Source organism: Enterococcus sp. AZ188 (assembly GCF_050544075.1).
GTDB lineage: Bacteria > Bacillota > Bacilli > Lactobacillales > Enterococcaceae > Enterococcus_D > Enterococcus_D entomosocium.
The window spans coordinates 3,277,634-3,301,843 of sequence record NZ_CP172943.1; the positions used below are offsets into that span (position 1 = coordinate 3,277,634).

Genomic DNA, 24,210 nt, shown 5'->3' on the forward strand with positions numbered 1-24,210 from the left:
CTATCAATCTGGTCAGCTAATGCTAGACCTTCTCGACTCGTCGCATGAGGATTACTTTACCATAAAATTAGTCGGAATACTACTGTTTTTTTTTTTATAAAATCAAAAACTGCGGATAAACATCTTTCAAGAAAGAGCACTTATCAGCAGTTTTACATGAACCAGTTGTTTCTTCTCAAAAGAAACGTTCAAATCGATGGATTCAAGAAACCTTAGGATAAGAAGGTTGCCACTTTGGTCGTAATCAAATCAATGGCTACGTGGTTTTCGCCGCCTTCTGGTACGATGACATCAGCATACCGTTTTGTCGGTTCGATAAATTGATGATACATCGGTTTTACGACCGTCAAGTATTGTTCGATCACAGAATCCAACGTCCGGCCACGTTCTTCCATATCACGTTTGATTCGGCGAATAATCCGAATATCATCGTCTGTATCAACATAAAGTTTAATATCCATTAAATTACGTAATCGCTCATCTTCTAAAATCAAGATCCCTTCCAAGATAATGACTTCTTTGGGTTCTTGAATGATCGTTGCTTCGCTGCGAGTATGAGCGACATAATCATAGACAGGTTTTTCGATCGTTTGATATGCAAGCAGCTGCTGCAAGTGATCGATCAACAAATCAGTATCAAATGCAAAAGGATGGTCATAGTTGGTGTTCAACCGTTCTTCAAAGCTCAGATCACTTTGGTCTTTATAGTAGGAGTCTTGTTCAAGCATCATAATAGAATGGTTGGGGAAATGATTAAAGATCGCCCGACTCACGCTTGTTTTTCCACTACCTGATCCACCTGTCACACCAATAATAATGGGCTTGCCATTCGTCATTCAATTAACCTCTTTCATCTTAAAAAATTCACACTGGTTCTATTATAGCGAAAATTCGGCAAATTACTACTGTTTCTGTAGAATCAGTGCTGCAATAAAGGAAGTAATTGCTGCAAACGTTCGATCTCAACGGTAGGCTGAATCTCACCACTGTTTTTTTTCTTTGGATTAAACCAAATCGTGTCGATCCCTGCCAATTGTCCGCCTAAGATATCTGAAGTCAGTGAATCGCCAATAATGACTGTTTCTTGTTTTTTAACGTTTGGTATGCGGGCAAACACGTAGTCAAAATATTCTTTCATTGGTTTTTGATAACCCGTGTCTTCTGAAACAAAAATATCACGGAAATAGGGCTTCAATTTGGCATCTTCCAAGCGACGGTACTGGGTTTCAGAAACCCCGTTCGTAACCACGTATAGGTCAAAATGCTGCGCCAACTCCGCTAAGATCTCATCACTGTTGTCTAACAGTTTATGTCCTTCATTTAGAAATTCTCGGTACGCCAATTCAACTGCTGGACTATCGACCTGAATGCCTTGCGTTTCAAAAAACAAGCCAAAACGCTCATTGATGACTTGGTCTCTCGTGATTTTCCCTTGCTCAAACTGCTGCCACAAATCATGATTGATCGTTTGATAGCTTTGTTTGCGCTCTGGAGTCATTTCCAAGCCATGAGCTTCAAACAGTGCTTTTAAGGCTTGATCTTCGGTATCTTGAAAGTCGAGGATCGTGTCATCGACATCAAATAATAATGTTTTATACTTCATTTTCTCCCTCTTTCTCAGCGGAAATGCGCCGCCAGTCCTTTTAATTCTTCTTGCGTCAGCGAGCGATAACTGCCCACTGCTAAATCATCTGGTAGAACCAGCGAACCCATCGCTGTTCGTTTCAGCTGAATGACTTTTTTCCCTCGGGCTAAAAACATCTTTTTCACTTGATGGAACTTGCCTTCAGCAATTTCTAACGAAACAAAGGAATGATCCGCTCGGGCATCGATGATCGTTAGGGCAGCTGGTTTGCAAGTGACACCACCATGAAAGGTGATCCCTGCAGCAAATGCCGCCACATCCTCAGGAGTCACCAAGTCATTGACCACCACTTCATATCGCTTGGTCACCTTTTTGGTGGGATGCAGCAAGTCATAGCCTAACTGACCATTCGTCGTAACTAATACCAACCCTTCCGTGTCCCGATCCAATCGACCGACGGCATAAAGATCAGGATGTTGATCTTCGGGTGCAATCAAAGCGATCACTGTCTGGTGCTGTTGATCCAGATTGGCTGTAACGACACCCTTGGGTTTGTTGACGATATAATAGCGTTCCTGTGTTTCCAACTGCCGCCCCGCAACCATGATTTGATGCAAGCTGCTATCGACGTTGCGCTCGGGCCTTCGCTCAATCCTATGATCCACAAAGACTTTTCCTTGCTGAAACAACCGTTTCATCTCTTTCCGGGATGTATTCAATTGTTGCTCGATCACTTTATCTAAACGCATAAATTTTTCTCCATAGTGGCTATTATAGCTTAGGATCTAGCGAAAGGAAACTGCCAGGATTTCAAATGATTTGACTTTCTTTGTCTTTTTGCGTAAGGTTAAAGAGTAAAGTAAATATAGTTTCTCATACACAGCGTTATGACCTGGTGGAGAAAAGTTGAACCAAAACTTTCTGGGGCAGTTGTGTACACAACTGCCCTTTTGCGTGTTTTCACTCACGTACCACTTAATGTGCAGAGTTAACAAAATTTGCTTAAAAAATCTCGTTACTAACGAGAAAATTTTAGGAGGAATTGAGTTATGTCAGTATCATTAGAAGTTACGAAAAGAGAAGTTCGCCCACGTTCTTTACGGAACAAGTTGCGTCACGAAGGAAAAGTACCTGCAATTGTCAATGGGTACAAAGTAGAAAGCACACCGATTGCTGTCAATGCAGCAGAATTAGAAAAAATCTTGCGTGAAAATGGATTGAATACCGTAATCACGATCAGTTTAGAAGGCAAAAAAGTCAATACACTGATCAAAGAGTATCAATCAGATACCTTCACACGCAATTTAACCCACGTTGAATTCCTATCTGTCGATATGAATGAAGAAACAGAAGTAGAAGCAGAAGTAACCTTAATTGGTGAATCTGCTGGTGTCAAAGCTGGTGGTGTTCTAGCACAAAACTTGTATACAGTCGTTGTATCAGCAACACCAGACAAATTGCCTGAACGTGTTGAGATCGATGTGACGTCATTAGAGATCGGCGATTCATTAACAGTGGCTGATCTGCCTAAGAACGACGAGTACACGATCGTGACCGATCCAGAAGAACAAATCGTTGCGGTTACTGAACCACAAGAAATCTCTGAAGATGAAGAAGCCGGCGAAGCTGCTGAACCAGCAGTTATCGGTGAAGACGAAGAGTAATCATAGAACACCGTTCTTAAGACCACGTCTTCAATCAACAGACACTTCTAAGAAATGTAGGACTCTTGAAGGGATTTCCCTTCAAGAGTCCTTTTCATTCTTACGAAGAGCTGGTATGCTGCAACTGACTATTTCCCATTGAAAGACGTCTTTGGGAAAGCTTGGTCCAGCCAACCCAACAAATTTTTAAGAAAATAGTTAAAATGCGTCGCTGACCAAAAAGAAAAGCAGAAGTAGTTGCATTTTTGACGGTTCTTCATTATGATAAATAGACAAATTTGATGTTAATGGCAAGCCTACTTGAAGGAGGGGTTTATTATGTTTGAAACATTTGATGATCACCGCAGTCGTTACGCTTCTGGCGGTATTGTTCAAACACTACCTAGCGAACTGATCGATAGTATCTGGTTAATCATTGATCTTGATTTAAAAGGGTTTATTCCGTTGACAAATCTGCTCACCTTTGAAGTCCAAAACAATCATGGTCGTGTCACCCTGCTTTTTTCTCAAGCACAAAGTCAAATCGAACTTGGTGTTGATCTACCTTACCGGTATTCCGACCTGTATCCCCAAAAAGTCTATGTGTATGATGATGGGCAGCGGCAAACGATTTTATTGCCTAGCGAGACTCGTTAACGCCCATTCGCCATTCTCTTTTTATAACGACACCTATATAAAAAACCACCCTTTTTATTTTAGAAGGTGGTTTTTTTTTGCATACCTCCTTTCATTTAATTCTGTCTAGCAGCAATTTCAAATAAATACTCGACAAAAACATCGTTTTTTATTACGTTTTATTGACTATTTTTTGCGAGTGAAAATAACGAATGAAGTTCCCTTATAATAAGGACAGTTGCAAAATTTAGCTGAAAGAGGTGCATGATGTTGAAAAATATCCTTGAAAAAGATATTATGCAAATGCTGCGACTCTCCACAACACTTTTAACCGAAAATCCCCTGCCTTTGAATAAAGCTGCTGCCGCCCAAAAAATCTCTGTCAAAACGATCCGTCGGCTACTGTCAAGCTATTTAAACGAGGACCCATTCTTCCACTATGATGTACAACAAGGGCACATTCGTGCAGACCGTCATTTGCAGCAATCAGCCAGTTGCTCCCTCCCCCATATGGAAATGATTGCTGCATTATTCAATAAAAGTGCAAATTATCAGCTACTCTTGCTCTTGTTAAAAATGCCGACTATTTCCTTTGCAGACCTCTACAAACGCTATTATCTCAGCCCATCCAGTTTGCATCGGCGCTTTTCATCCTTTTCTAACTTTTTAGCACCTTATCAACTAGCTATCGATCGCCGCAGTTATCCTTTAATCACTGGCAACGAACGACAACTGCGCTATGTGCTTTTTCGCCTTACCCTCTTAGCAAACCCAGCGCTTATCTCCCCCAATCAAGCGTTTCAGGAGCTGACACAAATCCATCAGTTACGGAAAACTGCTTTTTATCCCAACACATCAATCACGTTTACTCAACAAGTTTTTCCCAAACACTTTGTTCCAAGTTTCTACTTAGTCGGTGAACGCAGCTATTTGTTTTTATGGAAACAGCTTCTAACACTGGAGCCTTTCTATGTACCTGCAGAAGAATCTGTCCTCTTATGCCAAATCATCACCCCAATTTTGAGGCAGTATCCAATCGAGCAGCCGTTAGAGGTTCTTTTGCCGAAAATTTTCCAAGCCCATCTGCTGGGGGCATTATTGGAGGGCAATTTATTTGTCTATCCGCCATTAAATCCTCGCTTATCTGAACGTTCACAATGCTTGGTCCGTGTTTTCTTGACACAGCTTCCCCACTACGAAAAACTTTTAAAGAAGCATCCCGAGTTGCCCTTGCTCTATGAATGCATTTGGCAAGACGTCTCTTTCTTCCAACCCATCATTGCCTTTCCGCAACAAAAAGAGCGCCCACTTGAATAGCGGTACGCTCTTTTTAAAATCATTTTACTATCAGTGAATTATTTTGCGTCAGCATCAACGATTTTCACTGAACCTTGCCATTGTTCTTCAACAAAGTCTTTGATTTCGTCTGAATGAAGCACTTCGATCAATTTCTTGATTTTGTCGCTATCTTCGTCACCACTGCGGACAGCAATCACGTTGACATAAGGAGAATTATCCGCTTCTAATAAAACAGAATCATCCGCTGGGTTCAAATCGATCCCAAATGCGAAGTTCGCATTGATGGCAATTAGGTCTGCTTCGTCGTTTTGATAAGCAGTCGCCAAAAGAGATGGATCGACGTCATGTTTAAATTCTAAGTTTTTCGGATTTTCAGCAATATCATCAAAGGTTGCCGTTTCTGTATCAACGCCGTCTTTTAAGGTAATCAAGTCAGCATCTTGTAAAATCGTTAGGATACGACCCCAGTCAGATTCAGAAGTGGAAGTAAGAACCGTTGCACCATCTTCTAGTTCTGAAATATCAGAGATTCGTTTTGAGTAAAGACCCATTGGCTCGATATGGATCGCACCGGCATTAACAAAGTCATAGCCATTGTCTGCGATTTGTTTGTTCAAGTAAGGAATGTGTTGGAAGTAATTGGCATCGATATCGCCATTTTCCAATGCTTTGTTTGGCAACACATAATCATCGAAGGTCTTGATTTCAAGATCAATGCCTTCTTCTGCTAGTAAAGGTTTGGCTTGTTCTAAAATTTCCGCATGAGGCGTAACCGATGCACCGATCACTAATTTTGTTGATTCTCCCTCAGCCGCAGATGAATCAGAGCTTCCTGAATTTGAGCCCGTTCCACAAGCAGCTAAAGCGGCAGTTAACAATAAGGTTGTTGCAATACCAAAAATCTTTTTCATATCCATTTCCTCCCATATTTTCCACTTTTTGTTCTTCGTTTCATTTACCGTTTATCGGTGGCCTTCGCAAGGAAATCGCCGACCCCTTGGATAATGAAAACGATAATTAAAATAATCACTGTTGCAACAAGCGTAACAGTGTAATTTCCACGTTGAAATCCTTCTTGCCAAGCCAAAGCGCCTAGCCCACCGGCACCAATCGCACCTGCCATGGCGGTATAACCAATCATTGAGATCGTTGTGACCGTCAGTCCTGAAATCAATGCCGGAACACTTTCTGGAATCACGATCTTATAAATGATCTCCCAGTAACTGGCGCCCATCGCTTCGGCGGCTTCAATCACACCAGGATTGACTTCACGAAAAGCAATTTCCACCATCCGAGCATAAAACGGCGCAGCCGATAAAACTAATGCTGGGATCGCTGCTTTTGCCCCTAGGAACGAACCGACTAATAATGTTGTAAACGGAATGATCAAGACCATCAAAATCATGAATGGCGTTGAGCGAAAGGCGTTACTGATGATGGAAACCACATTATAGAAAATGTTGGCTCCCGCCGTTTGTTTACGCCCTAGTGAATAAAGCGCCAATCCTAGAAGCAAACCGATCACAACCACTAAAACCATTGAGAAAAAAGTCATAAACAAAGTGTCCAGAGTGGCTTGCTGCATGTTGGTCCAGTCGACTTTTTCAAAATTAAAATAGGTTTCTACAAATGACTTATCCACGTTCAATCACCTCCACGCCCACTTGCTGCTCTTTGAAAAAGGCGATCGCTTTTTCGACCTCACTTGCTTCACCTGTCAATAAGACCGTCAAGCCGCCGAAGGATCCTTCATTGGTTTGTTGGATCTTTCCGTAAACGACATTGACATCGATCTGAAAGCGGCGGATCGCTTGTGAAATCACTGGTTCATTGGCGTTGTCTTGTGTGAATGTCAAGGTCACTAAATGCCCTTGCGGATTTTCTCGTAAGAAGGCTTGCCGTAGTTCTTCAACATCTTCTTCTGGTTCCAAATCTTGCTGAACAAAACGTTTGGTCACTTCTTGCTGCGGGTTACGGAAAACCGATTGTACTGATCCTTCTTCAACGATCTGCCCATGCTCCATCACCGCGACCTTGTTGCAGATTTTACGAATGACGTTCATTTCATGGGTAATCAGCACGATCGTCAAATGCAATTTTTTATTGATGGAAAGTAAGAGATCCAACACTTCTTCTGTTGTTTGTGGATCTAACGCACTCGTTGCTTCATCACACAGCAAAATTTCTGGTTCATTCGCTAATGCACGAGCAATCCCGACTCTTTGCTTTTGCCCGCCAGACAATTGTGCCGGATAGGCAGTTTCCCGTCCTTCCAACCCAACTAATTTAATCAGCTCTTGCGCTCGTTGACGTCGTTTTGCTTTTTCAACGCCAGCCAACTCCAATGGCAATTCGATGTTCTCCGCCACCGTTCGAGACCATAATAGATTAAAGTGCTGAAAAATCATGCCGATTTTTTTGCGGAAGTTTCTCAATTCTTTGTTTTTCAACGCCAAAATATTTTGACCGTTAATGACTACATCTCCTGCTGTCGGCAATTCTAAGCCGTTCAACAAACGAACTAATGTACTTTTCCCAGCACCAGAGTAGCCGACGATTCCATAGATATCGCCTTTTTCCACTTGCAGTGAAACATCATTGACGGCGTGGACAGCCGTTTGCTTTTTGCCGAATGACTTTTTTACATGCGACAATTCGATTAATGCCATGTTATTCCCATCTTTCCTCTTTGGTTGGTTAAACACAAAAAAAGCTTTCATCCTCTGTACATTATACTGTTACAAAGGACGAAAGCACAACTTCCGCGTTACCACCTTGATTTACTGTCGATTCACATCAACAACCTCGCTCAGTACTTGAATTGCTTCGCATACTGCTGCACTGTAACGGGTGCCTCCCGTGATAGGCTTGTTTCCACTCACCTATCATGCTCAAAGACCATCTTCCATCCTCTCTCCGTCGCCCATTTGCACCAAACAGGGCTCTCTGTGTACGTTAAGAACATGTACTCTTCTTTTCAAAGCATTCATTTATTGAGCAAATTATAGCAACGTCTTATCCGACTGTCAATTCTTTTTGAAAAAATAGTCGTTTTTACAGATTTGACTTACAAAGCTTCAAATTGACTTGGGTCAACCTCTTTGAAGCTGACCAGCCAAGCATTCATTTCGTCTTCATCATTTAAGGTATCAATGGATTGATCGATTTTTTCATTTACGGAAGAAATCACGCCCGTCAATGGACTTGGAAATTCACTGACTGCTTTTTCCGCTTCTAGCTCAACAAGGGTCTCTCCTTGTTTTAAAGCAGTTCCTGCTTTTTGAATCGAAGCAAACGTGACCGCACCAAGTTCTTCTTGCGCTTCTTTTGTTAAACCGACACAATATTCTTTCCCGTTAAACAAAACCCACAAATTATCTTTTTTTCTTAAGCATTTCTTTTCCATGATTCTAGTAAGACTCCTTCATATTCATTTTCTTTAAATCCATTAATCAAAAAGCGGTCGCCGCTAACTAGCAGTGGGCGCTTGATCAACATACCATCGGTTGCCAGCACGTCGGCTGCGTCTTGGGCAGTCATGGTCGGCACTTTTTCTTTTAATTGCAATTCACGGTATTTCATGCCGCTTGTGTTAAAGAAACGGGTTAACGGTGCTTCGCTTGATTGGATCCAAGCCAGCAATTGTTCCGGTTGAGGCGGTGTGGTCACCATATCGATCGCTTCAAAGGGAATCTCGTGCTCTTCTAACCAACGCTTCGCATTTCGGCATGTACTGCATTTTGGGTACCAATAAAATGTAATCATGTGAACTCCTTAAAGTGTTTTTGGTGCGGTCTCAGCTTGATAGCGCATCGATAAAATCAAACCGATCCCAATCATATTGCTTAATAGGGCAGATCCTCCTTGGCTAATAAACGGCAGTGGAATCCCCGTCAACGGTAAGAGACCGATGTTTGCGCCAATGTTTTCAAACACATGGAAGAGAATCATCATAATGATCCCAGTTGCCAAGTAAGCATAAAATTCATTGTTGGTATCGAAACATACGCGGATCATCCGGTAGATCAAAATAAAATACAATAAAATGACAAACGCGCTGCCAATAAACCCAAAATTCTCACCGATCACTGAAAAAATCATATCGGATTCTCGGACTGGTACATACACATCGCTGACATTAAATCCTTTCCCGAACATCCCGCCAGATGCGATCGCCATCAGAGCGTACGCCAATTGGAAGGATTGCCCTTGGGTATCATGAAAAGGATCTAGCCACGAATCGATACGGGCGAACTGATACTCTTTAAAGATCCCTGTATTGTACAGCAACTCACGACCAACATCGGTGGTCACTAAGAAAATCGTTCCGCCACCGAGAATCACGAATGCCGCAATCACTGGCACAACGATTCGCCAAGAGATCCCCGACATCAAGAAGACCCCACCGAAAATCGCCAGAAAGACCAGCATCGTACCAAAGTCGTTTTGCAAGGTAATCAGGATCAGTACTGGAATCGTGACGGCCAACATTTTCGCAATCAGCAACCCATCTGTTTTCAAATCCCGTTCCCGATGCTTGACATTGTGCTGCGTGACGACTAACGCCAACATCATAATATAGGCAATCTTCATCAACTCTGAAGGCTGGAGGGTAAAGGGACCAAAACGGAACCAGTTTTTTGACCCTGTCGAGGTAGCCATTGTCCGGTCATAAAATTTCAACAGCGCCAACATGACGGCTAATCCAGCTCCATAAATATAGGGAGTCAATTTCCAGAGCCATTTTGATTTGATCTGCATGATAATAATCACCGCAATAATACCTAACACATACCATAAAGCTTGAAACCCTAAGGTTCGCCACATATTCGGGTTATTTGGATCATGCGTCAACGCCACATACAAGGACGCCACACCAATCAGACATAATAAAAATACGGGTAGAATCACACCGTAGTCAATTCGATTATCGTTCGTTTTTATTCGTGAATTTTCCATGTCCACACTCTCTTCTGTAGAATCTTTATCCATTATAGTGATATTTGAGGAGAAAAGAAAGGATTGTCCATGAGCATTCACAAAAAATTTAGAAACTTTAATGATTTTCGGGAAAAGAGGGTTAAAAATAATTCAAATTGATAAGAATTACAACGAGAGCGGACCTAACTTCTGATTCATATCTGATCAATCAGAGTATAATTACAGTATATCTATTAGACAGGAAGTTCAGAAGCATATTTTTCTATTAAAACTCGCTGAATACGTCTATATCTTATTAGTAATAAATCACTTCATTTCAACTATTCTTCTTTATTTTGATTATTCTTTGCTCAATGTAACCGAAGTAACCGAACAAAGCAACTTTAACTCAGTCAAAAATTGCCACCCTATTTTCATTTCAAAGAAATAGCAACCCGTGACTACTTCTCTTAAGCTGCTCAAAATATAAATTGATGCACGACGAGCCTAATTTACCACATTAATGTGGTAATGAAATGTTATTTACGCCACCACATAATTTCACTAGAATACAATTAAGGAAGCGCTTCCGGAGGTGAACCAATGATTTTAAATGATCGAGAACAACTACTGTTGCAACTACTATTAGAACAAACGGAGTTTCGCCCTGCCTCTTTTTTTCAAAAGCAGTTAAATGTATCCCAAAAAACGGTTTATAACAATTTAACGACTTTAGAAAAGAAACTAAAAGATTCGGGACTAGCTATCAAAAAAGTACCAAGAAAAGGAATCTTTTTATCTGGTTCTGAATCAGCAAAACAGAATGGTTATCGATTGTTAGCAAAAAAAGAGACTAAACTCGAACTATTTTCACCTAATTATCGTAAAATCTTTATTTTCGCTAACTATCTGTTTTCAGTAAAACCAATGCATTATCAGGAATTCTCTGAATATTTTTATATTAGCAACCAGTCAATAAAGAAAGATGTTGATGAAATCGTTGCTTTCTGTCGATTCCATCAAGTATCAACAAAAATGACTACTAGCGGACTCAAGCTAACCTCAGTTGAATCTGCTGCTCAAAACGTATTCAAATCTTTTTTAGAGAAGTATACCGACGCCAAAGCCAGTGAAAATCTTTTGGTCAACAATCTCTTTGACTCTAAGGTTCTCGATTTAACGAAGAAATTTGTCTCAGACATGACTCAAACAATCGGCCATCCAGTCAATAATTATTCTATTGAATCCTTGAAGCTTTCATTGCGAATTTTTCTTTCAAGACTTCTTATAGATAAACACATTGAAAAACAAGAGCAGCTAGTATTTGACGAACTTAGACGAATGAAATTCTATATGATCGCGGTTGATTTTTCTGAAATGATCCAACAGCAACTACCTGTTCAATTTAGTGATACAGATATTCAATATGTATGTTCCTTGTTATTAGCACACGGCATCGAACCTTTTGGTCAAATGGATGAGCCTCACGAATCTACTATCACAAATTGTACGATACAAATTATTCAAAAAATGTCACATATGTTAAACGCAGATCTGACACAAGATAAATTATTGCTGCAAACATTGCTGGCTCATATCGTTCCCATGATCCATCGATCAAAGACAGGAATTTTATTGAAAAACCCACTGATAAAAAGTATCAAAAAACAATACTCAACAATGTATACATTGACCAAATATGCAATTGGAGATTTAGAGGAGCGATTTCAAATCTTATTAACAGAAGACGAAGTTTCTTTTCTGACGATCCATTTTCAGCTAGCCTTTGAAAAGATAAAAATTACTAACCATATACTAATTGTTTGCCAATCTGGTTTTGCTACATCGGAGTTGATTTTTAACCGTATCAAACAGACGATCGCTGCTGATACCGTATTGGAGATCATTCCTTTGAGTAAACTGGCCAGTACATCTCTTGAGGCTGTTGATCTGATCATATCAACTATTCCATTGGACATTACAGCACCGCCAGTTATTTATATTTCGCCGCTTCCTACTACCGAAGAAATAGGAAGAATCTCAGCAAAGATATCTAATCTTAATGAGAATGAGAAAAATTTTTACTCAAAAAAATACCAGAAAACGACTTTATTACAAAAATATTTAGATCCTACTTTCCTTTTTGTCAAAAAAAAGTTTCGAGCAAAAAAAGATGTACTGGATTTTTTAGCAGATGATTATCTGAAAAAAAAGCTTGTTACAACAAAATTTAAGCATTCTCTATTTGAACGAGAGGAACTAGGAAGCACGGGCTTAAAGACGGGAGTAGCCATTCCACATGCTGATCCACATACAGTGAAAGAAACAAAACTTGCTTTTCTCACCCTCGATGCGCCAATTACTTGGGGAGACACAAAAATCCAACTAATTGTTTTGCTTGCGATTGCTGAAGAAAACATGATCGAGGCAAAAGAGTTGATCGCTTCGATTTACGGATTGTTTAACTCAGCCGAAGAAATTCAATGGATCGTTAATAGTCAAACGCAAGAAGAACTGTATCAAAGATTGTTAAGAGGAGGAAATTGATCATGTTTTTTGATCACCAAATCGTGTTACTTGAAAAAGATTCTAAAACAAAAGAGGAAGCTTTTCGACTATTAGCAGACGAACTCATCAAAACTCATTGTGTAAATGATCAGTTCTATCAAAATATCGTACAGCGAGAAGAAACCTTTCCTACAGGTTTAAAAATTAACGGCATTGGGGTAGCGATCCCACATACGGACAGCAAATTTGTTTTACGATCCCAAGTCGCTTTTATGTCACTTGCCTCTCCCCTTTCATTTATTGAAATGGGTTCGCAAGAAAAGAAAATCGATGTATCTCTGTTGTTCATGCTTGCATTGAAGGAACCACATGAGCAATTGGGTATGCTACAAAATCTTATCTCTATGTTTCAAACACCAGGGGTTTTGGAAGCCCTATCCTCAGTAACGACTAAAGAAGCGTATCTTTCGATTATTGAAAAAAATGGACTGCAATAAAAAGGAGGAACAATTATGTTAAATGCATTACAGTGGTTCGTTGATCTAGGTTCAATCGTTGTTTTGCCTATTTTAATTTTTATTTTTGGAATAATTTTGGGAACCAAGCCTGGCAAAGCCTTTACTTCAGCCTTAACTGTTGGTGTCGGGTTTGTTGGATTGAATTTGGTGATTGACCTTCTAAGCAGCAGCTTGGGTCCTGCCGCCCAACATATGGTTGAACGTCTAGGATTAAATTTGACAACGATTGATGTCGGATGGCCTGCCGCAGCGGCAATTTCTTACGGGACGATTTTAGGAAGCCTTGCGATTCCGATTGGTGTGGTCCTAAATGTTTTACTCATCATTTTAGGGCTGACTAAAGTATTGAATGTAGATATTTGGAATATTTGGCACGCAGCCTTCATCTCTTCTCTGATTTATGCCCTCACTGGAGACTTTGCAATGGGGATCGCGGCCACCGTCATCTATTTGATGATGATTCTTTTAATGGGAGATATTTTAGGTCCGATCATTAATAAGTTCTACGGATTTCCTAATATCACTTTTCCTCATGGTACCGCCGCACCCGGATTCATCTTTGCACTACCGATGAATTGGCTCTTTGATCGTATTCCGGGACTAAAAGATTGGAAAGCAGATCCAGAAACCATTCAGAAAAAATTTGGTGTCTTTGGCGACTCCACTGTTATGGGCTTTTTGATTGGTCTCATCATGGGAATACTTGCCGGATATGACACAGCAGGTGTCGGCCAATTAGCCGTCCAAACAGGCGCTGTGATGGTTTTGATGCCTAAAATGGTTGCTTTACTGATGGAAGGACTAACACCTATTTCTGAATCTGCAAATGAGTTCGTCAAAAAACGGTTTCCTGGAAGAGAACTTTACATCGGTATGGATGCAGCATTATCAGTTGGTCATCCAGCTGTCCTTTCTTCCTCATTGCTGCTAGTTCCGATCACTATTTTGTTAGCCGTAGTTCTACCTGGCAATACGACCTTACCTTTTGGTGATTTAGCAACCATTCCCTTTCTGATTTGCTTGATGGCTGCTGTTTTTGGAGGAAACATCATTCGAACAGTAATTGCTGGAACGATTTATATGGTAAGCATTCTCTATATTACTTCGTGGGCAGCACCGCTTGTCACTACTGCTGCTCGATCCGCAAACTTTGATCTACAAGGAAACTCTATGATCACTGCTATGGCTGAAGGTGGTTTATGGACCACATTCCTTTATGTCGGCTTAACCAAAATATTAAGCTGGGGCGGTTTAGCCATAATTGGTGTCTCTGTTTTGTTTGGATTGATTTATGTAAATAAAATTCGTCCCAAGAAACAACTATCAAAATAATAGGAGGAAATGATAATGAAAAAACTATTGATTATGTGCGGCACAGGTGTTGCAACTTCAACAATTGTAACAAACAAGGTAAAAGAATGGCTGAAAGAAAAAGGGATGACTGATCAAGTGAAACTGTATCAATCCAAAGTGGCAGATGAGATGAATAAAATTGATGACTATGACATCGTGGTGAGTACAACGGTTGTTCCAGACTCAATCAAAGATCGCGTAATTATGGGGCTGCCACTCTTAACAGGGATTGGTACAGAAGAAATGTACGCGGAAATCGAAAAGAAAATCAAAGAATAAGGAGAATGCCCTATGTTGGTCACAACAAAAGAACTATTCGCACATGCAGAAAAACACAATTATGCATTACCTGCAGCAAATTTTTTCGACTTAACTAGTGCAAGATCATACGCGGAGACTGCTGAACGTTTAAACAAGCCTTTGATATTGGCCTTCGCTCAGTCCCATATGAACATGTTGACTTTAGAAGAGGCTGCCATGATTGGAAAATTTTTGGCAAAGAAAAGCACTGCACCTATCGCTCTGCACCTAGATCATGGTACCGATGAAGAGGTCATCAAAAAAGCCATTCATTTAGGTTTTACTTCCGTAATGATCGATGCTTCTGAGGAGCCATTTGAAGAAAATGTCCGCCGATCAAAGGAGATCGCCGATTACGCTCATAAAAATGGTGTCGTTGTTGAAGCCGAAATCGGGCACGTCGGGTCGGAAAACAGTCTGGAATCAGCCGGAAATAGTCAATCTATTTACACAGAACCTTCTGAGGCTGTTGCATTTGCCAAATTAACCGGGGTTGATTCGTTGGCAGTTTCTATTGGCACCTCTCACGGACATTATCAAGGGATTCCCAAAATAAATTTTGACGTTTTAAAGGAAATACACCATGCTGTCAATGTTCCTCTTGTTCTGCATGGCGGATCCTCTTCTGGCGATGAAAATCTTGAAAAATGTGCCTTAGAAGGTATCCGGAAAATAAATATTTTTACTGACTTTGTCACTGCTGCTATGAATGAAATTCACAAAAATCAACCAAATGACTATTTCGATTTACTTCATTCAGCAAGCAATGGAATGTCCAAGACACTCGAGCACTATTTTACAGTCTTTCATACCAAACCTTATCGTGAAGGAGAAAGCTAATGAAAAAAAGAACTTTAAGAACGCCATTCTTTGTCATCAATCCCAAAGCCTATCTTTATGGAAAACAAGCATTGGCATTGGCAAAAGCTGCTGATGAGTTGTCATCTTTGTATGACATCGACATTCTATTTACTGTTCAGCATGCAGACGTTTCTTTAATTAAACAGGCAACAACACATTTATTCGTCACTGTCCAACATTTAGACGGAATCGAAATTGGTCGTGGAATGGGCTATGTTTTACCCGAAGCAGTGGCAGAAGCCGGAGCTGAAGCTACCTTTTTAAACCATGCTGAACACCCCATGACATTGCAAGAACTGACTAAAGCGATTCAGCGCTCAAATGAATTGGGTCTCTTAACAATTGTGTGTGCGAATTCATTGACTGAAGCGAGAGCCGCGGCTTCCCTGAAACCGGATGTGATGGTTTGCGAGCCAACCGAACTAATTGGGACAGGACAAACCAGTGATCTTCAATACATGACGGAAACAAATCGTGTTGTTCGGGAAATTGATCCAGAAATCCTGATTTTGCAGGCTGCTGGTATATCTAGTGCGGCCGATGTTGAAAAAGCTTTGTCGTCAGGTGCTGATGGTACCGGAGGGACAAGCGGCATTGTGCAAGCAGATGATCCCGTTCAAACCCTTACAGAAATGATCAAACAAGCGGTGAAGCATAAAAAGGAGGATTAACACTGTGAAATTTTTAAAAGAGCAACTGACGTTAACTTCTAACGGGAATCGAGTGTCTTACCACAACATCACAGAAGAAGTGAAAACGATGGTTGAAAAAAGCGGAATTTCAAATGGAATCTGTCTCGTACAGTCTCCCCATACGACCTGTTCTGTTATCTTTGAAGAATACATGCATGATACAGACTTTAACGGAGATGAATTTCTTCAAGTTGATTTAAACCGAATTCTCGATAAAATTATTCCTCGTGAACTATCAGAAAATACCGATTATCGTTATCCTGGACCAAAGCATTTAGAATTTTTGATGAGTCTGGACGATCCAAACTACCCAACAGATCCAGCAACGATTTTAAACGGCGATGCCCATATTCGCTCGAGTTTTTTCGGTGCAAGCGAAAGTTTTATTTTAAGTAACGGCAAGCTAGAGATCGGCTCTGTAGGCTATATCTATTTTGTTGATTTCGATCAAAATCGTGTGCGAAATAGGACATGCCATGTAATGCTAATGGGCGAATAAGAACAGTTATCGGGTAAATCAGGAAAAATTGAGATTACTTATCACCTGCAAAAGAAAAACCATGAATCCTCTAAAAGAAGATTCATGGTTTTTCATTTCTTATGCCAGCTGCAGGATTCGAACCTGTGACCTACGCGTTACGAGTGCGTTGCTCTACCAACTGAGCTAAGCTGGCGTTGTATGGCACAAAGAAAATTATATGCAAAAACGGTTGTTTTGTAAAGAGGTCTGCTGAAAAAAATCTACTTACTGAAATTTTCCGAAAATTGTGATATAATAGAAGTATCAAGGAGGTTTTTACATGGCAACATTTGGTAAATTCGAAACAACAATTGTCCCGTCACAAGAAGGTTCAACGTTTGAGGTCGCTACTCCTGTCATGTTCACGTTCCATGGGAAGAAACAAACTGGTACCATCACAAAGCAGTTGAAAAACTCTGCGGTGGTCGAGCTGAACGAAACCCCAGAAAACCAGAAATTAGTTTCGCAAAGTAATGGTGTATTGATCATCAATTACAAACAATTAACCAAACTATAACCCGTTTAATGCAAGGAGAAAATCAGTTGATTTTCTCCTTTTTTCATTGTCTGATTTTATGAAAAGCTAAAAAAAGCCATGGATAACCGATCGAACCGTTTTGGCAGTCGATCTTCTTCCATGGCATCATTGACGAGGCAAAACTTGAAGCAGTTGCCTTTGTCTTATTTGTATTGATTTATTTTGTACCGAATAGACGGTCACCGGCATCGCCCAAACCAGGAACGATATAGCCGTGTTCATTTAGGCGTTCATCAAGATTTGCAGTGTAGATATCAACATCTGGATGGGCATCTTGCAATGCTTTCACGCCTTCTGGTGCAGCAACTAAGCAGACGAATTTCATGTTTGAAGCGCCGCGTTTTTTCAGTGCGTCGATCGCCATGATCGCTGAACCGCCCGTAGCTAACATTGGGTCAACGATAAATAATTGACGTTCATCGATATCTTCAGGTAATTTTACGAAGTATTCGTGTGGTTCTAGCGTTTCTTCATCACGGTACATCCCGATATGACCAACTTTTGCGGCTGGGATCAATTCAAGGATACCATCAACCATGCCTAGACCTGCGCGCAGGATCGGAATGATCGCTACCTTTTTACCAGATAGTGTTTTTTGTGTTGATTCTTCAATTGGTGTTTCAATCACTAGATCTTCAAGCGGCATGTCGCGAGACACTTCATACGCCATCAACATTGCGATTTCATTAACAACTTCACGGAAAACCTTTGTTCCACAGTTCTTGTCGCGGATCATTGTTAATTTGTGTTGGATCAGCGGGTGATCGATTACTTGAAATTTACCCATTTAAAAAAATCTCCTTTGGTTTTTCTCTTATTTTAAAGCAAATCGGCTCTTGTTACAACCATCTGCCACAGGCAATACTGCTTTTCCTCAAAAAAAGGATTGTGTTAGAAGGAAGGAGACAAGACGGCATGTAACACGCCTCTACGTTCATTCTAGCCCCTTTTTCACTTTTGGTGATCAAAGGAGCTGGAGCGTAGGAAAAACGCGTGAGACGTCTTGTCTGACCTTAACTTCTGTCACAGTCCCAATTTATTTGTTTTTGTAAAGTGGATAGTTGTCCGTCAATTCTTTGACTTGCGTCGCTACTTCTGCCAAGACGGCTTCATCATTTGGTTTTTCTAAAACTTTGACGATCAATTTCGCCACTTCGACACAATCTTCTTCTTTAAAGCCACGACTAGTGATCGCTGGTGTCCCCACGCGAATCCCACTCGTTTTGAAAGGACTTAATGATTCGAAAGGAATCGAGTTTTTATTGACGGTGATATTGACTTGATCCAGCAATGCTTCTGCTTCTTTTCCGTTCAAATCAAAGCCACGCACATCGATCAATAATAGGTGATTGTCTGTTGCACCAGAGACCAACCGGGCTTGTGGTGCTTGGTTGAAGACTTTCGCCATTGCTTGCGCATTGCGAATGACTTGTTCAGAGTACTCTTTGAACGACGCATCTTGTGCTTCTTTAAATGCAACAGCTTTCGCTGCAATCACGTGCTCTAATGGGCCGCCTTGAATACCAGGGAAAACGGCACTATTGATTTTTTTCGCTAAATCTTCATCATTTGTTAAAATCAAGCCGCCTCGAGGGCCGCGTAATGTTTTATGGGTCGTAGAAGTCGTGATGTCCGCATAAGGAACTGGGTTTGGATGAAGACCAGCCGCTACTAAACCAGCGATATGCGCCATATCCACCATCAATTTTGCGCCAACTTCATCAGCGATTTCACGGAACTTCGCAAAATCGATCGTACGTGAGTAAGCACTGGCACCGGCAACGATCAGTTTCGGTTGATGCTTGCGCGCCAAAATACGAACGACATTGTAGTCAATGACTTCTGTTGCAGGATCAACACCATAACTAACAAAATTATAGGTCTTGCCGCTGAAATTCACTGGTGAGCCATGGGTCAAATGACCGCCTGCGGAAAGATCCATCCCTAATACTGTATCGCCTGTTTCGATCAACGCTAAATAAGCTGCTGTGTTGGCTTGAGAACCAGAATGCGGTTGAACATTGGCATATGCCGCACCGAAAATACTTTTCGCCCGTTCAATTGCTAAGTTTTCTACCACATCAACAAATTCACAACCGCCATAGTAACGACGACCTGGATAACCTTCAGCATATTTATTTGTCAAAATACTACCTTGCGCAGCCATTACACCTTCTGAAACGATATTTTCAGACGCAATCAATTCCAAATTGTTTTGTTGACGATTCGTTTCTTTTTCGATCGCTTGCCACAATTCGGGATCAAACGTTTGATAATCCATGCTTACAACACCCCTTTACCTTAATGGTAGCATTGTATCACATTTCTTCATAAGCTACCTATAATGAATTCTGGTTTTTTGCTAATTTTCTTGAAAGAAACTTTGATTTGCAGCTTTTTTCAACCGATTCATATAAGCAGCCCCTAAGCCGCTTTCTGGAAACGTGGGTGCGAATAAGACATCTAGCTCAGCAATCGATTCATCTAACGCCCGTAACCCCGCAAACAGCCCTTTTGTCGCAGCTTCCACACTGTCATCAAAAAATAAATAGATGGCTGCAGCTTCGAAGCGGACCTGCTCGGCGATCGTCGGTCCAGCTAAAACACCTACCTTAAGCTGCTGTTCTCTCGCCCAAGTCATGGCTGCCGACCAATCTTGGTCATTGACCATCATGACGTTGGTATTCGGTGCATAGTGCTTGTATTTCATGCCTGGCGCTTTGGGTGCTTCACTTTCTGTTACTAAATGCTGATCGACGAGGACTTTTGTTTGTAAGACTGCTTCAAGCTGTTCTTTAGAGATTGCACCAGGGCGTAAGATGATCGGCGGTGCCGTTGGGTCACTCAAATCTAAGACCGTTGATTCGACACCGATCTGTGTCACCCCATCGTCCAAGATGCCAGCGATTTTGCCTGCCAGATCATGCTGAACATGCGCAGCTGATGTTGGGCTTGGTTTACCAGATGTATTTGCGCTAGGACCAACCAATGGCTGTTGGGCTTGTTTGATCAACGCTAACGTCTTGGTGTTGTTGGGCATCCGAAACGCCGCTGTGGATAAGCCGCCAGTAACGATGCTAGGTAAGTTGTCTTTTTTGATCGAAAAGATCAAGGTTAGGGGCCCAGGCCAGAAAGTTTCCATCAATTTATCAGCAAAAGGATGCTTGTTATCCACAAACGGTTCCAACTGTTCTGGCTCGGCAATATGAACGATCAAAGGGTTGTCACTAGGTCGTCCTTTGACTTGATACACTTGCGCAACAGCCTTTGGCAAAAGCGCGCTAGCCCCTAGTCCATAGACAGTTTCCGTCGGGAACGCCACTAATCCCCCCTCAGCTAAGATAGCTGCTGCTTCGTTTAACTTTGATTGATCAAAAATTTTTGTTTCCACAATTTATCCACATCCTTTTTTGAGAAGTTTCCACACTTATCAACATTTTCTCGTTTCTTATCCACATTTTGTGGATAAGTCGTTTGTCAAGTGTGGATAACCTTGTTTATAACTCCATTTATTCCCAAATTGTTCATTTCATAAGGTTTTTGCACTTTTTCTGTAGCAAAAAAAATTTATTTATCCACATCTTGTGGATGACTGACAAACACCATCCGATCTTGACCCGCAAGATCTTTTACTACGGTAACTTCTTTGTTGGGAAAAGCGGCTGCAAAAAGCTGTTGAACAGCTTGTCCTTGCTGGAAGCCGATTTCCAGCGCCATTTGCCCACTTGGTGCCAAACACTTCGGTGCTTGCTGTGCTAATTGCTTATAGATCGCTAACCCTTGTTCTTGAGCAAAAAGCGCCATTTTAGGCTCTTTTTCCCGTACGCTGATATCCATCAGCGACCACTCTTCAGCACTGATATACGGCGGGTTGGAAACGATCAGATCCCATTGCTGATCTGCCACAGGCTCCAAGGTATCTCCTTGGAAAAAGCGGATCTCTGCACCTAAGGCTGTCGCATTTTCTTTAGCAACGGCTAACGCCTCTGCTGAAAGATCCACGGCACTTACCGACCACTGGGGACGTGCCAATTTTAAGGCAATGGCGATCGCTCCTGTACCCGTCCCAATGTCAACGACTCTTAGCGGCTGATCTGCTGGTAGTTTTGCCAGACAGTTTTCCACCAGCTCTTCGGTTTCTGGACGCGGGATCAAGGTTGCAGGGGTCACTTTTAATCGATGACCATAAAATTCTTCATACCCCAATAAATATTGCGGGGGTTCATGCTGTAGCAACTGTTCAAGATCTGCTGCGATCTGTGCCTCATCTTCCCTTAGGATGGGTTGGTCCATCTGCAGCAGCCAATCGAGTTGCTGCCAGTTTTTTCGCTGTAAAAACAGGTATTGGATCGCATACCCGTCCAGTCCTTTCGTTTCTAAAAAAGAAGAAGCCCGTGAAAGGACTTCTCGATAGGTTTTAGCCATTTTGCATCTCATCTAATTTTGATGTTTGATCGTAAACGATCAGTGCATCAACAATTTCATCGAGTTTTCCAGCTAAAATTTGATCCAATTTTTGAATAGTCAACCCGATACGGTGATCTGTTACGCGGTTTTGCGGGAAGTTATAGGTCCGGATCCGTTCAGAACGATCGCCGGTACCCACTGCTGATTTACGGTTTGCATCGTATTCGCTTTGTGCTTCTTGCTGCATTTGGTCATAGACCCGTGCCCGCAAGACTTTCATCGCTTTCTCACGGTTTTTCAGCTGTGAACGCTCATCTTGCATCGCAACAGCGATCCCTGTTGGCAAGTGAGTCAAACGAACAGCAGAAGCTGTTTTGTTAACGTGCTGACCACCGGCACCAGAGGCATGGTAAATATCGGTCCGAATATCTTTGTCTGCGATATCGATTTCGACTTCTTCTGCTTCAGGCATAACCACGACCGTTGCCGTAGACGTATGGATTCGGCCTTGTGATTCGGTAGACGGTACCCTTTGCACTCGGTGGGCGCCGCTCTCATATTTCAATTTTGAAAAGACGTTGTCGCCAGTGATCATCATGATGACTTCTTTGTAGCCGCCGATCCCAGTGACGTTGGCATCCATGACTTCGACTTTCCAGCCTTGGTTTTCCGCATATTTTTGATACATATTGAAAAGATCGCCAGCAAATAAGGCTGCTTCGTCGCCGCCTGCTGCACCACGGATCTCCATGATGATGTTTTTGTCATCATTCGGGTCTTTTGGCAACAACAAAATCTTGATGCGTTCTTCTAAAACGTCTTTTTCTTTTTTCAAGTCAGAGAGTTCTTCTTTGGCCATCTCAGCCATTTCTGCATCTAGGTTTTCCCCAAGCATTTCTTCAGTGTCCTTGATTCCTTCAACGACTTCTTTGTAACGGCGGTAGACTTCCACCGTTTCCCGTGTATTGGCTTCTTCTTTTGAAAGCTGCATGAAGCGTTTGGTGTCAGAGATCACGGCTGGATCACTTAGTAATTCGCCTAATTCTTCGTAACGGTCTTCGATTGCTTGTAACTGATCGTACATTGATTATTCTCCTTCTTTTTTCATTCCCGGGTGAAAGTAATGCTTGCGGCAAACTGGATAATACGCTTCATTGCCGCCGATTTGTACTTGATCGCCCTCGTAAACGGGTTTTCCGTCGATATAGTGCAAGTTCATGGTTGCTTTTTTGTGACAGAACCAGCAGATGGTTTTCATCTCTTCGATTTTATCTGCGTAAAGCAGCAAGTATTTTGAGCCTTCAAATAATTCATTGCGGAAATCATTTTTCAAACCAAAGGCCATTACAGGAATACCTAACTCATCCACGATTTTGGTGAAAGCCAGCACGTGATGCTTCTTTAGGAACTGTGCTTCGTCGATCAAAATACAATAAGGTTTATAACCGAGGTCTTTGATCAAATGAAATAGATCCGTTTCATCAAAAATCGGGATCGCGTCTCGCTCTAAGCCGATGCGACTCGAAACATTTCCCACGCCGCTTCTCGTGTCCAATCCACTTGTCATGATCACGACTGGTTTGTCTTGTTCTTCATAGTTGTGAGCAACTTTCAGTATCTCGATCGTTTTCCCACTATTCATTGCGCCATATTTAAAAAAAAGCTGTGCCATCTCGCCCATCCTTCCTCATACTCCTTTGGTATTATACTTGAAAAAGGAGAATTTTTACAGACTTAAATTCGACACACGCCGCCTTTTACGCAAGAGTTTTACGAAAAGTTAACGGATTTTTTGCTGCCGGTACTTCTTAATCATTTCTGGCTTTTCGGGCCACTTCTGCCAATACTTGACAAGCCAGTGGGTATTCTGGATTTTCATTCCCATTGATATCCGTTGCAATGATCAAAAAACCGAGCTGCTGGTAGAGCTTGATTGCTGCGTGGCTCCACGTTTGCGTATGAAGATACATCGGCTCGTTGGCTGCCTCTAAGACAGAAACGACTTGCGTGACCAAGCCGCGAGCGATCCCTTGACGTTGAGCTTGCGGCATTACTGCTACCCAATGGACTAGCGGAACCGGTGTACCGTCTTGCTTGGCTTTTTTCCAAGCGGTAGCCGTGCCGACCGGTGTACCTGTTTGATCAAGGGCAAAAAACATTCGCTGTCCTAGCTGTGCTTGCTCGGGCATAAATTCTTTTTCAAAATACGCCAATGCCTCTTCCTCATTGTCAAACTCTCCGACGGATGTTTCGATCCGTGCCCAGTGCCTTTCGTCTCCTGCTTGGTAGCTGCGTAGCGAATAGTTATCGGATTGAATGGGCTGGATCGGTGTGCTTTTGTGTGCTCGCTTCATCCAGATTTCTGCATATGGAATTGATTTATCTAACATTGGTTGTGCCTCTCTTTCATTGGTTTCGTCCTTGTTCAAC

Annotated in this window: 27 protein-coding genes, 1 tRNA gene and 1 other annotated feature; of the genes, 11 read left to right on the forward strand and 17 right to left on the reverse strand. The window is 41.7% G+C overall.

All coding sequences use genetic code 11. The features are described 5' to 3' along the window. Nucleotides 1–212 precede the first annotated feature (212 nt). From udk to IGI86_RS15025, 3 genes are all read right to left on the reverse strand, one after another. Nucleotides 213–836, reverse strand: a complete 624-nt coding sequence (gene udk / locus IGI86_RS15015) for a uridine kinase (protein ID WP_005227927.1) — start codon at nucleotides 834–836, stop codon at nucleotides 213–215. Between the two features lie 83 nt (nucleotides 837–919). Next, complete coding sequence (locus IGI86_RS15020; protein WP_008379392.1) at nucleotides 920–1,603, reverse strand: YjjG family noncanonical pyrimidine nucleotidase; 684 nt, start codon at nucleotides 1,601–1,603, stop codon at nucleotides 920–922. A gap of 14 nt (nucleotides 1,604–1,617) precedes the next feature. Then, the gene (locus IGI86_RS15025) at nucleotides 1,618–2,334 is read right to left on the reverse strand and encodes a 16S rRNA pseudouridine(516) synthase (protein WP_008379390.1); all 717 of its coding nucleotides are present in this window, start codon (nucleotides 2,332–2,334) and stop codon (nucleotides 1,618–1,620) included. A 300-nt stretch (nucleotides 2,335–2,634) separates the two neighbouring features. Between IGI86_RS15025 and IGI86_RS15030 the strand changes: the two genes are divergently transcribed. From IGI86_RS15030 to IGI86_RS15040, 3 genes are all read left to right on the forward strand, one after another. Continuing rightward, nucleotides 2,635–3,249 carry a 50S ribosomal protein L25/general stress protein Ctc gene (locus IGI86_RS15030; RefSeq protein WP_005227923.1) on the forward strand — a complete coding sequence of 205 codons (615 nt, stop codon included), beginning with the start codon at nucleotides 2,635–2,637 and terminating at the stop codon, nucleotides 3,247–3,249. Between the two features lie 318 nt (nucleotides 3,250–3,567). Continuing rightward, nucleotides 3,568–3,885, forward strand: coding sequence for a DUF960 domain-containing protein (locus IGI86_RS15035; RefSeq protein WP_005233624.1), 318 nt, complete (start codon nucleotides 3,568–3,570; stop codon nucleotides 3,883–3,885). A gap of 243 nt (nucleotides 3,886–4,128) precedes the next feature. Further along, on the forward strand, nucleotides 4,129–5,181 hold the full coding sequence (locus IGI86_RS15040; RefSeq protein WP_430617509.1) for a helix-turn-helix domain-containing protein: 1,053 nt from the start codon (nucleotides 4,129–4,131) through the stop codon (nucleotides 5,179–5,181). Nucleotides 5,182–5,219: 38 nt separating this feature from the next. On the opposite strand, the gene IGI86_RS15045 is transcribed toward IGI86_RS15040, so the two are convergent. From IGI86_RS15045 to IGI86_RS15070, 6 genes are all read right to left on the reverse strand, one after another. Then, complete coding sequence (locus IGI86_RS15045; RefSeq protein ID WP_010749087.1) at nucleotides 5,220–6,074, reverse strand: MetQ/NlpA family ABC transporter substrate-binding protein; 855 nt, start codon at nucleotides 6,072–6,074, stop codon at nucleotides 5,220–5,222. A gap of 44 nt (nucleotides 6,075–6,118) precedes the next feature. Next, nucleotides 6,119–6,805, reverse strand: coding sequence for a methionine ABC transporter permease (locus IGI86_RS15050; RefSeq protein WP_005233617.1), 687 nt, complete (start codon nucleotides 6,803–6,805; stop codon nucleotides 6,119–6,121). Beyond that, complete coding sequence (locus IGI86_RS15055; RefSeq protein ID WP_008379383.1) at nucleotides 6,798–7,832, reverse strand: methionine ABC transporter ATP-binding protein; 1,035 nt, start codon at nucleotides 7,830–7,832, stop codon at nucleotides 6,798–6,800. Before IGI86_RS15055 ends, IGI86_RS15050 begins: the two co-directional genes overlap by 8 nt. 71 nt (nucleotides 7,833–7,903) lie before the next feature. Next, nucleotides 7,904–8,153 (reverse strand) — a binding site (T-box leader). A 77-nt stretch (nucleotides 8,154–8,230) separates the two neighbouring features. Beyond that, entirely contained in the window at nucleotides 8,231–8,569 is a 339-nt protein-coding gene (locus IGI86_RS15060; protein ID WP_010749086.1) for a glycine cleavage system protein H, read from the reverse strand. Continuing rightward, nucleotides 8,551–8,928 (reverse strand): arsenate reductase family protein, encoded by a 378-nt coding sequence (locus IGI86_RS15065; protein WP_005233612.1) that lies wholly within the window; start codon nucleotides 8,926–8,928, stop codon nucleotides 8,551–8,553. The genes IGI86_RS15060 and IGI86_RS15065 overlap by 19 nt, the downstream gene beginning before the upstream one ends. A 9-nt stretch (nucleotides 8,929–8,937) precedes the next feature. After that, nucleotides 8,938–10,122, reverse strand: a complete 1,185-nt coding sequence (locus IGI86_RS15070) for an FtsW/RodA/SpoVE family cell cycle protein (RefSeq protein ID WP_008379376.1) — start codon at nucleotides 10,120–10,122, stop codon at nucleotides 8,938–8,940. Between the two features lie 564 nt (nucleotides 10,123–10,686). Between IGI86_RS15070 and IGI86_RS15075 the strand changes: the two genes are divergently transcribed. The 7 genes from IGI86_RS15075 to IGI86_RS15105 are packed head-to-tail and all read left to right on the forward strand — an operon-like array spanning nucleotide 10,687 to nucleotide 16,814. After that, nucleotides 10,687–12,630: a BglG family transcription antiterminator gene (locus tag IGI86_RS15075; protein WP_430617510.1), complete on the forward strand. Its 1,944-nt coding sequence runs from the start codon at nucleotides 10,687–10,689 to the stop codon at nucleotides 12,628–12,630. A 2-nt stretch (nucleotides 12,631–12,632) separates the two neighbouring features. Further along, the gene (locus tag IGI86_RS15080) at nucleotides 12,633–13,088 is read left to right on the forward strand and encodes a PTS sugar transporter subunit IIA (protein WP_005233600.1); all 456 of its coding nucleotides are present in this window, start codon (nucleotides 12,633–12,635) and stop codon (nucleotides 13,086–13,088) included. Nucleotides 13,089–13,103: 15 nt separating this feature from the next. After that, a complete protein-coding gene (locus tag IGI86_RS15085; protein WP_005233598.1) occupies nucleotides 13,104–14,441 on the forward strand; it encodes a PTS galactitol transporter subunit IIC in 1,338 nt (445 codons plus the stop codon). Between the two features lie 15 nt (nucleotides 14,442–14,456). Then, a complete protein-coding gene (locus IGI86_RS15090) occupies nucleotides 14,457–14,741 on the forward strand; it encodes a PTS sugar transporter subunit IIB (RefSeq protein WP_008379369.1) in 285 nt (94 codons plus the stop codon). 12 nt (nucleotides 14,742–14,753) lie between these two features. After that, nucleotides 14,754–15,602 (forward strand): class II fructose-bisphosphate aldolase, encoded by an 849-nt coding sequence (locus IGI86_RS15095; RefSeq protein WP_005233590.1) that lies wholly within the window; start codon nucleotides 14,754–14,756, stop codon nucleotides 15,600–15,602. Further along, nucleotides 15,602–16,294 carry a triose-phosphate isomerase gene (locus IGI86_RS15100; protein ID WP_005233588.1) on the forward strand — a complete coding sequence of 231 codons (693 nt, stop codon included), beginning with the start codon at nucleotides 15,602–15,604 and terminating at the stop codon, nucleotides 16,292–16,294. The genes IGI86_RS15095 and IGI86_RS15100 overlap by 1 nt, the downstream gene beginning before the upstream one ends. Nucleotides 16,295–16,298: 4 nt before the next feature. Then, nucleotides 16,299–16,814, forward strand: a complete 516-nt coding sequence (locus IGI86_RS15105) for a YjbQ family protein (protein ID WP_005227898.1) — start codon at nucleotides 16,299–16,301, stop codon at nucleotides 16,812–16,814. A 102-nt stretch (nucleotides 16,815–16,916) separates the two neighbouring features. Here IGI86_RS15105 and IGI86_RS15110 read toward each other — a convergent pair. Beyond that, nucleotides 16,917–16,989: transfer RNA gene (locus IGI86_RS15110), tRNA-Thr, on the reverse strand. A gap of 126 nt (nucleotides 16,990–17,115) precedes the next feature. Between IGI86_RS15110 and IGI86_RS15115 the strand changes: the two genes are divergently transcribed. Next, complete coding sequence (locus tag IGI86_RS15115; RefSeq protein ID WP_005227896.1) at nucleotides 17,116–17,352, forward strand: hypothetical protein; 237 nt, start codon at nucleotides 17,116–17,118, stop codon at nucleotides 17,350–17,352. A gap of 178 nt (nucleotides 17,353–17,530) precedes the next feature. On the opposite strand, the gene upp is transcribed toward IGI86_RS15115, so the two are convergent. From upp to IGI86_RS15150, 7 genes are all read right to left on the reverse strand, one after another. Continuing rightward, the gene (gene upp, locus IGI86_RS15120) at nucleotides 17,531–18,160 is read right to left on the reverse strand and encodes a uracil phosphoribosyltransferase (protein ID WP_005227894.1); all 630 of its coding nucleotides are present in this window, start codon (nucleotides 18,158–18,160) and stop codon (nucleotides 17,531–17,533) included. Between the two features lie 249 nt (nucleotides 18,161–18,409). Continuing rightward, nucleotides 18,410–19,654 (reverse strand): serine hydroxymethyltransferase, encoded by a 1,245-nt coding sequence (glyA, locus tag IGI86_RS15125; RefSeq protein WP_005233585.1) that lies wholly within the window; start codon nucleotides 19,652–19,654, stop codon nucleotides 18,410–18,412. An 81-nt stretch (nucleotides 19,655–19,735) separates the two neighbouring features. After that, nucleotides 19,736–20,764 carry an L-threonylcarbamoyladenylate synthase gene (locus IGI86_RS15130; RefSeq protein WP_430617511.1) on the reverse strand — a complete coding sequence of 343 codons (1,029 nt, stop codon included), beginning with the start codon at nucleotides 20,762–20,764 and terminating at the stop codon, nucleotides 19,736–19,738. Between the two features lie 176 nt (nucleotides 20,765–20,940). Further along, nucleotides 20,941–21,798, reverse strand: a complete 858-nt coding sequence (gene prmC, locus IGI86_RS15135) for a peptide chain release factor N(5)-glutamine methyltransferase (protein ID WP_430617512.1) — start codon at nucleotides 21,796–21,798, stop codon at nucleotides 20,941–20,943. After that, nucleotides 21,791–22,864, reverse strand: a complete 1,074-nt coding sequence (gene prfA, locus IGI86_RS15140) for a peptide chain release factor 1 (protein WP_005227884.1) — start codon at nucleotides 22,862–22,864, stop codon at nucleotides 21,791–21,793. The genes prmC and prfA overlap by 8 nt, the downstream gene beginning before the upstream one ends. 3 nt (nucleotides 22,865–22,867) lie before the next feature. Beyond that, on the reverse strand, nucleotides 22,868–23,452 hold the full coding sequence (locus IGI86_RS15145; RefSeq protein ID WP_005227882.1) for a thymidine kinase: 585 nt from the start codon (nucleotides 23,450–23,452) through the stop codon (nucleotides 22,868–22,870). Between the two features lie 136 nt (nucleotides 23,453–23,588). Further along, complete coding sequence (locus tag IGI86_RS15150; protein WP_313151139.1) at nucleotides 23,589–24,170, reverse strand: GNAT family N-acetyltransferase; 582 nt, start codon at nucleotides 24,168–24,170, stop codon at nucleotides 23,589–23,591. Nucleotides 24,171–24,210: the final 40 nt, after the last annotated feature.

What these genes read in the sequence shown, in the direction of transcription:
- udk (WP_005227927.1), bottom strand. Translation starts at nt 836, where the DNA reads ATGACGAATGGCAAGCCCATTATTATTGGTGTGACAGGTGGATCAGGT.
- IGI86_RS15020 (WP_008379392.1), bottom strand. Translation starts at nt 1,603, where the DNA reads ATGAAGTATAAAACATTATTATTTGATGTCGATGACACGATCCTCGAC.
- IGI86_RS15025 (WP_008379390.1), bottom strand. Translation starts at nt 2,334, where the DNA reads ATGCGTTTAGATAAAGTGATCGAGCAACAATTGAATACATCCCGGAAA.
- IGI86_RS15030 (WP_005227923.1), top strand. Translation starts at nt 2,635, where the DNA reads ATGTCAGTATCATTAGAAGTTACGAAAAGAGAAGTTCGCCCACGTTCT.
- IGI86_RS15035 (WP_005233624.1), top strand. Translation starts at nt 3,568, where the DNA reads ATGTTTGAAACATTTGATGATCACCGCAGTCGTTACGCTTCTGGCGGT.
- IGI86_RS15040 (WP_430617509.1), top strand. Translation starts at nt 4,129, where the DNA reads ATGATGTTGAAAAATATCCTTGAAAAAGATATTATGCAAATGCTGCGA.
- IGI86_RS15045 (WP_010749087.1), bottom strand. Translation starts at nt 6,074, where the DNA reads ATGAAAAAGATTTTTGGTATTGCAACAACCTTATTGTTAACTGCCGCT.
- IGI86_RS15055 (WP_008379383.1), bottom strand. Translation starts at nt 7,832, where the DNA reads ATGGCATTAATCGAATTGTCGCATGTAAAAAAGTCATTCGGCAAAAAG.
- IGI86_RS15060 (WP_010749086.1), bottom strand. Translation starts at nt 8,569, where the DNA reads ATGGAAAAGAAATGCTTAAGAAAAAAAGATAATTTGTGGGTTTTGTTT.
- IGI86_RS15065 (WP_005233612.1), bottom strand. Translation starts at nt 8,928, where the DNA reads ATGATTACATTTTATTGGTACCCAAAATGCAGTACATGCCGAAATGCG.
- IGI86_RS15070 (WP_008379376.1), bottom strand. Translation starts at nt 10,122, where the DNA reads ATGGAAAATTCACGAATAAAAACGAACGATAATCGAATTGACTACGGT.
- IGI86_RS15075 (WP_430617510.1), top strand. Translation starts at nt 10,687, where the DNA reads ATGATTTTAAATGATCGAGAACAACTACTGTTGCAACTACTATTAGAA.
- IGI86_RS15080 (WP_005233600.1), top strand. Translation starts at nt 12,633, where the DNA reads ATGTTTTTTGATCACCAAATCGTGTTACTTGAAAAAGATTCTAAAACA.
- IGI86_RS15085 (WP_005233598.1), top strand. Translation starts at nt 13,104, where the DNA reads ATGTTAAATGCATTACAGTGGTTCGTTGATCTAGGTTCAATCGTTGTT.
- IGI86_RS15090 (WP_008379369.1), top strand. Translation starts at nt 14,457, where the DNA reads ATGAAAAAACTATTGATTATGTGCGGCACAGGTGTTGCAACTTCAACA.
- IGI86_RS15095 (WP_005233590.1), top strand. Translation starts at nt 14,754, where the DNA reads ATGTTGGTCACAACAAAAGAACTATTCGCACATGCAGAAAAACACAAT.
- IGI86_RS15100 (WP_005233588.1), top strand. Translation starts at nt 15,602, where the DNA reads ATGAAAAAAAGAACTTTAAGAACGCCATTCTTTGTCATCAATCCCAAA.
- IGI86_RS15115 (WP_005227896.1), top strand. Translation starts at nt 17,116, where the DNA reads ATGGCAACATTTGGTAAATTCGAAACAACAATTGTCCCGTCACAAGAA.
- upp (WP_005227894.1), bottom strand. Translation starts at nt 18,160, where the DNA reads ATGGGTAAATTTCAAGTAATCGATCACCCGCTGATCCAACACAAATTA.
- glyA (WP_005233585.1), bottom strand. Translation starts at nt 19,654, where the DNA reads ATGGATTATCAAACGTTTGATCCCGAATTGTGGCAAGCGATCGAAAAA.
- prmC (WP_430617512.1), bottom strand. Translation starts at nt 21,798, where the DNA reads ATGGCTAAAACCTATCGAGAAGTCCTTTCACGGGCTTCTTCTTTTTTA.
- prfA (WP_005227884.1), bottom strand. Translation starts at nt 22,864, where the DNA reads ATGTACGATCAGTTACAAGCAATCGAAGACCGTTACGAAGAATTAGGC.
- IGI86_RS15145 (WP_005227882.1), bottom strand. Translation starts at nt 23,452, where the DNA reads ATGGCACAGCTTTTTTTTAAATATGGCGCAATGAATAGTGGGAAAACG.
- IGI86_RS15150 (WP_313151139.1), bottom strand. Translation starts at nt 24,170, where the DNA reads ATGTTAGATAAATCAATTCCATATGCAGAAATCTGGATGAAGCGAGCA.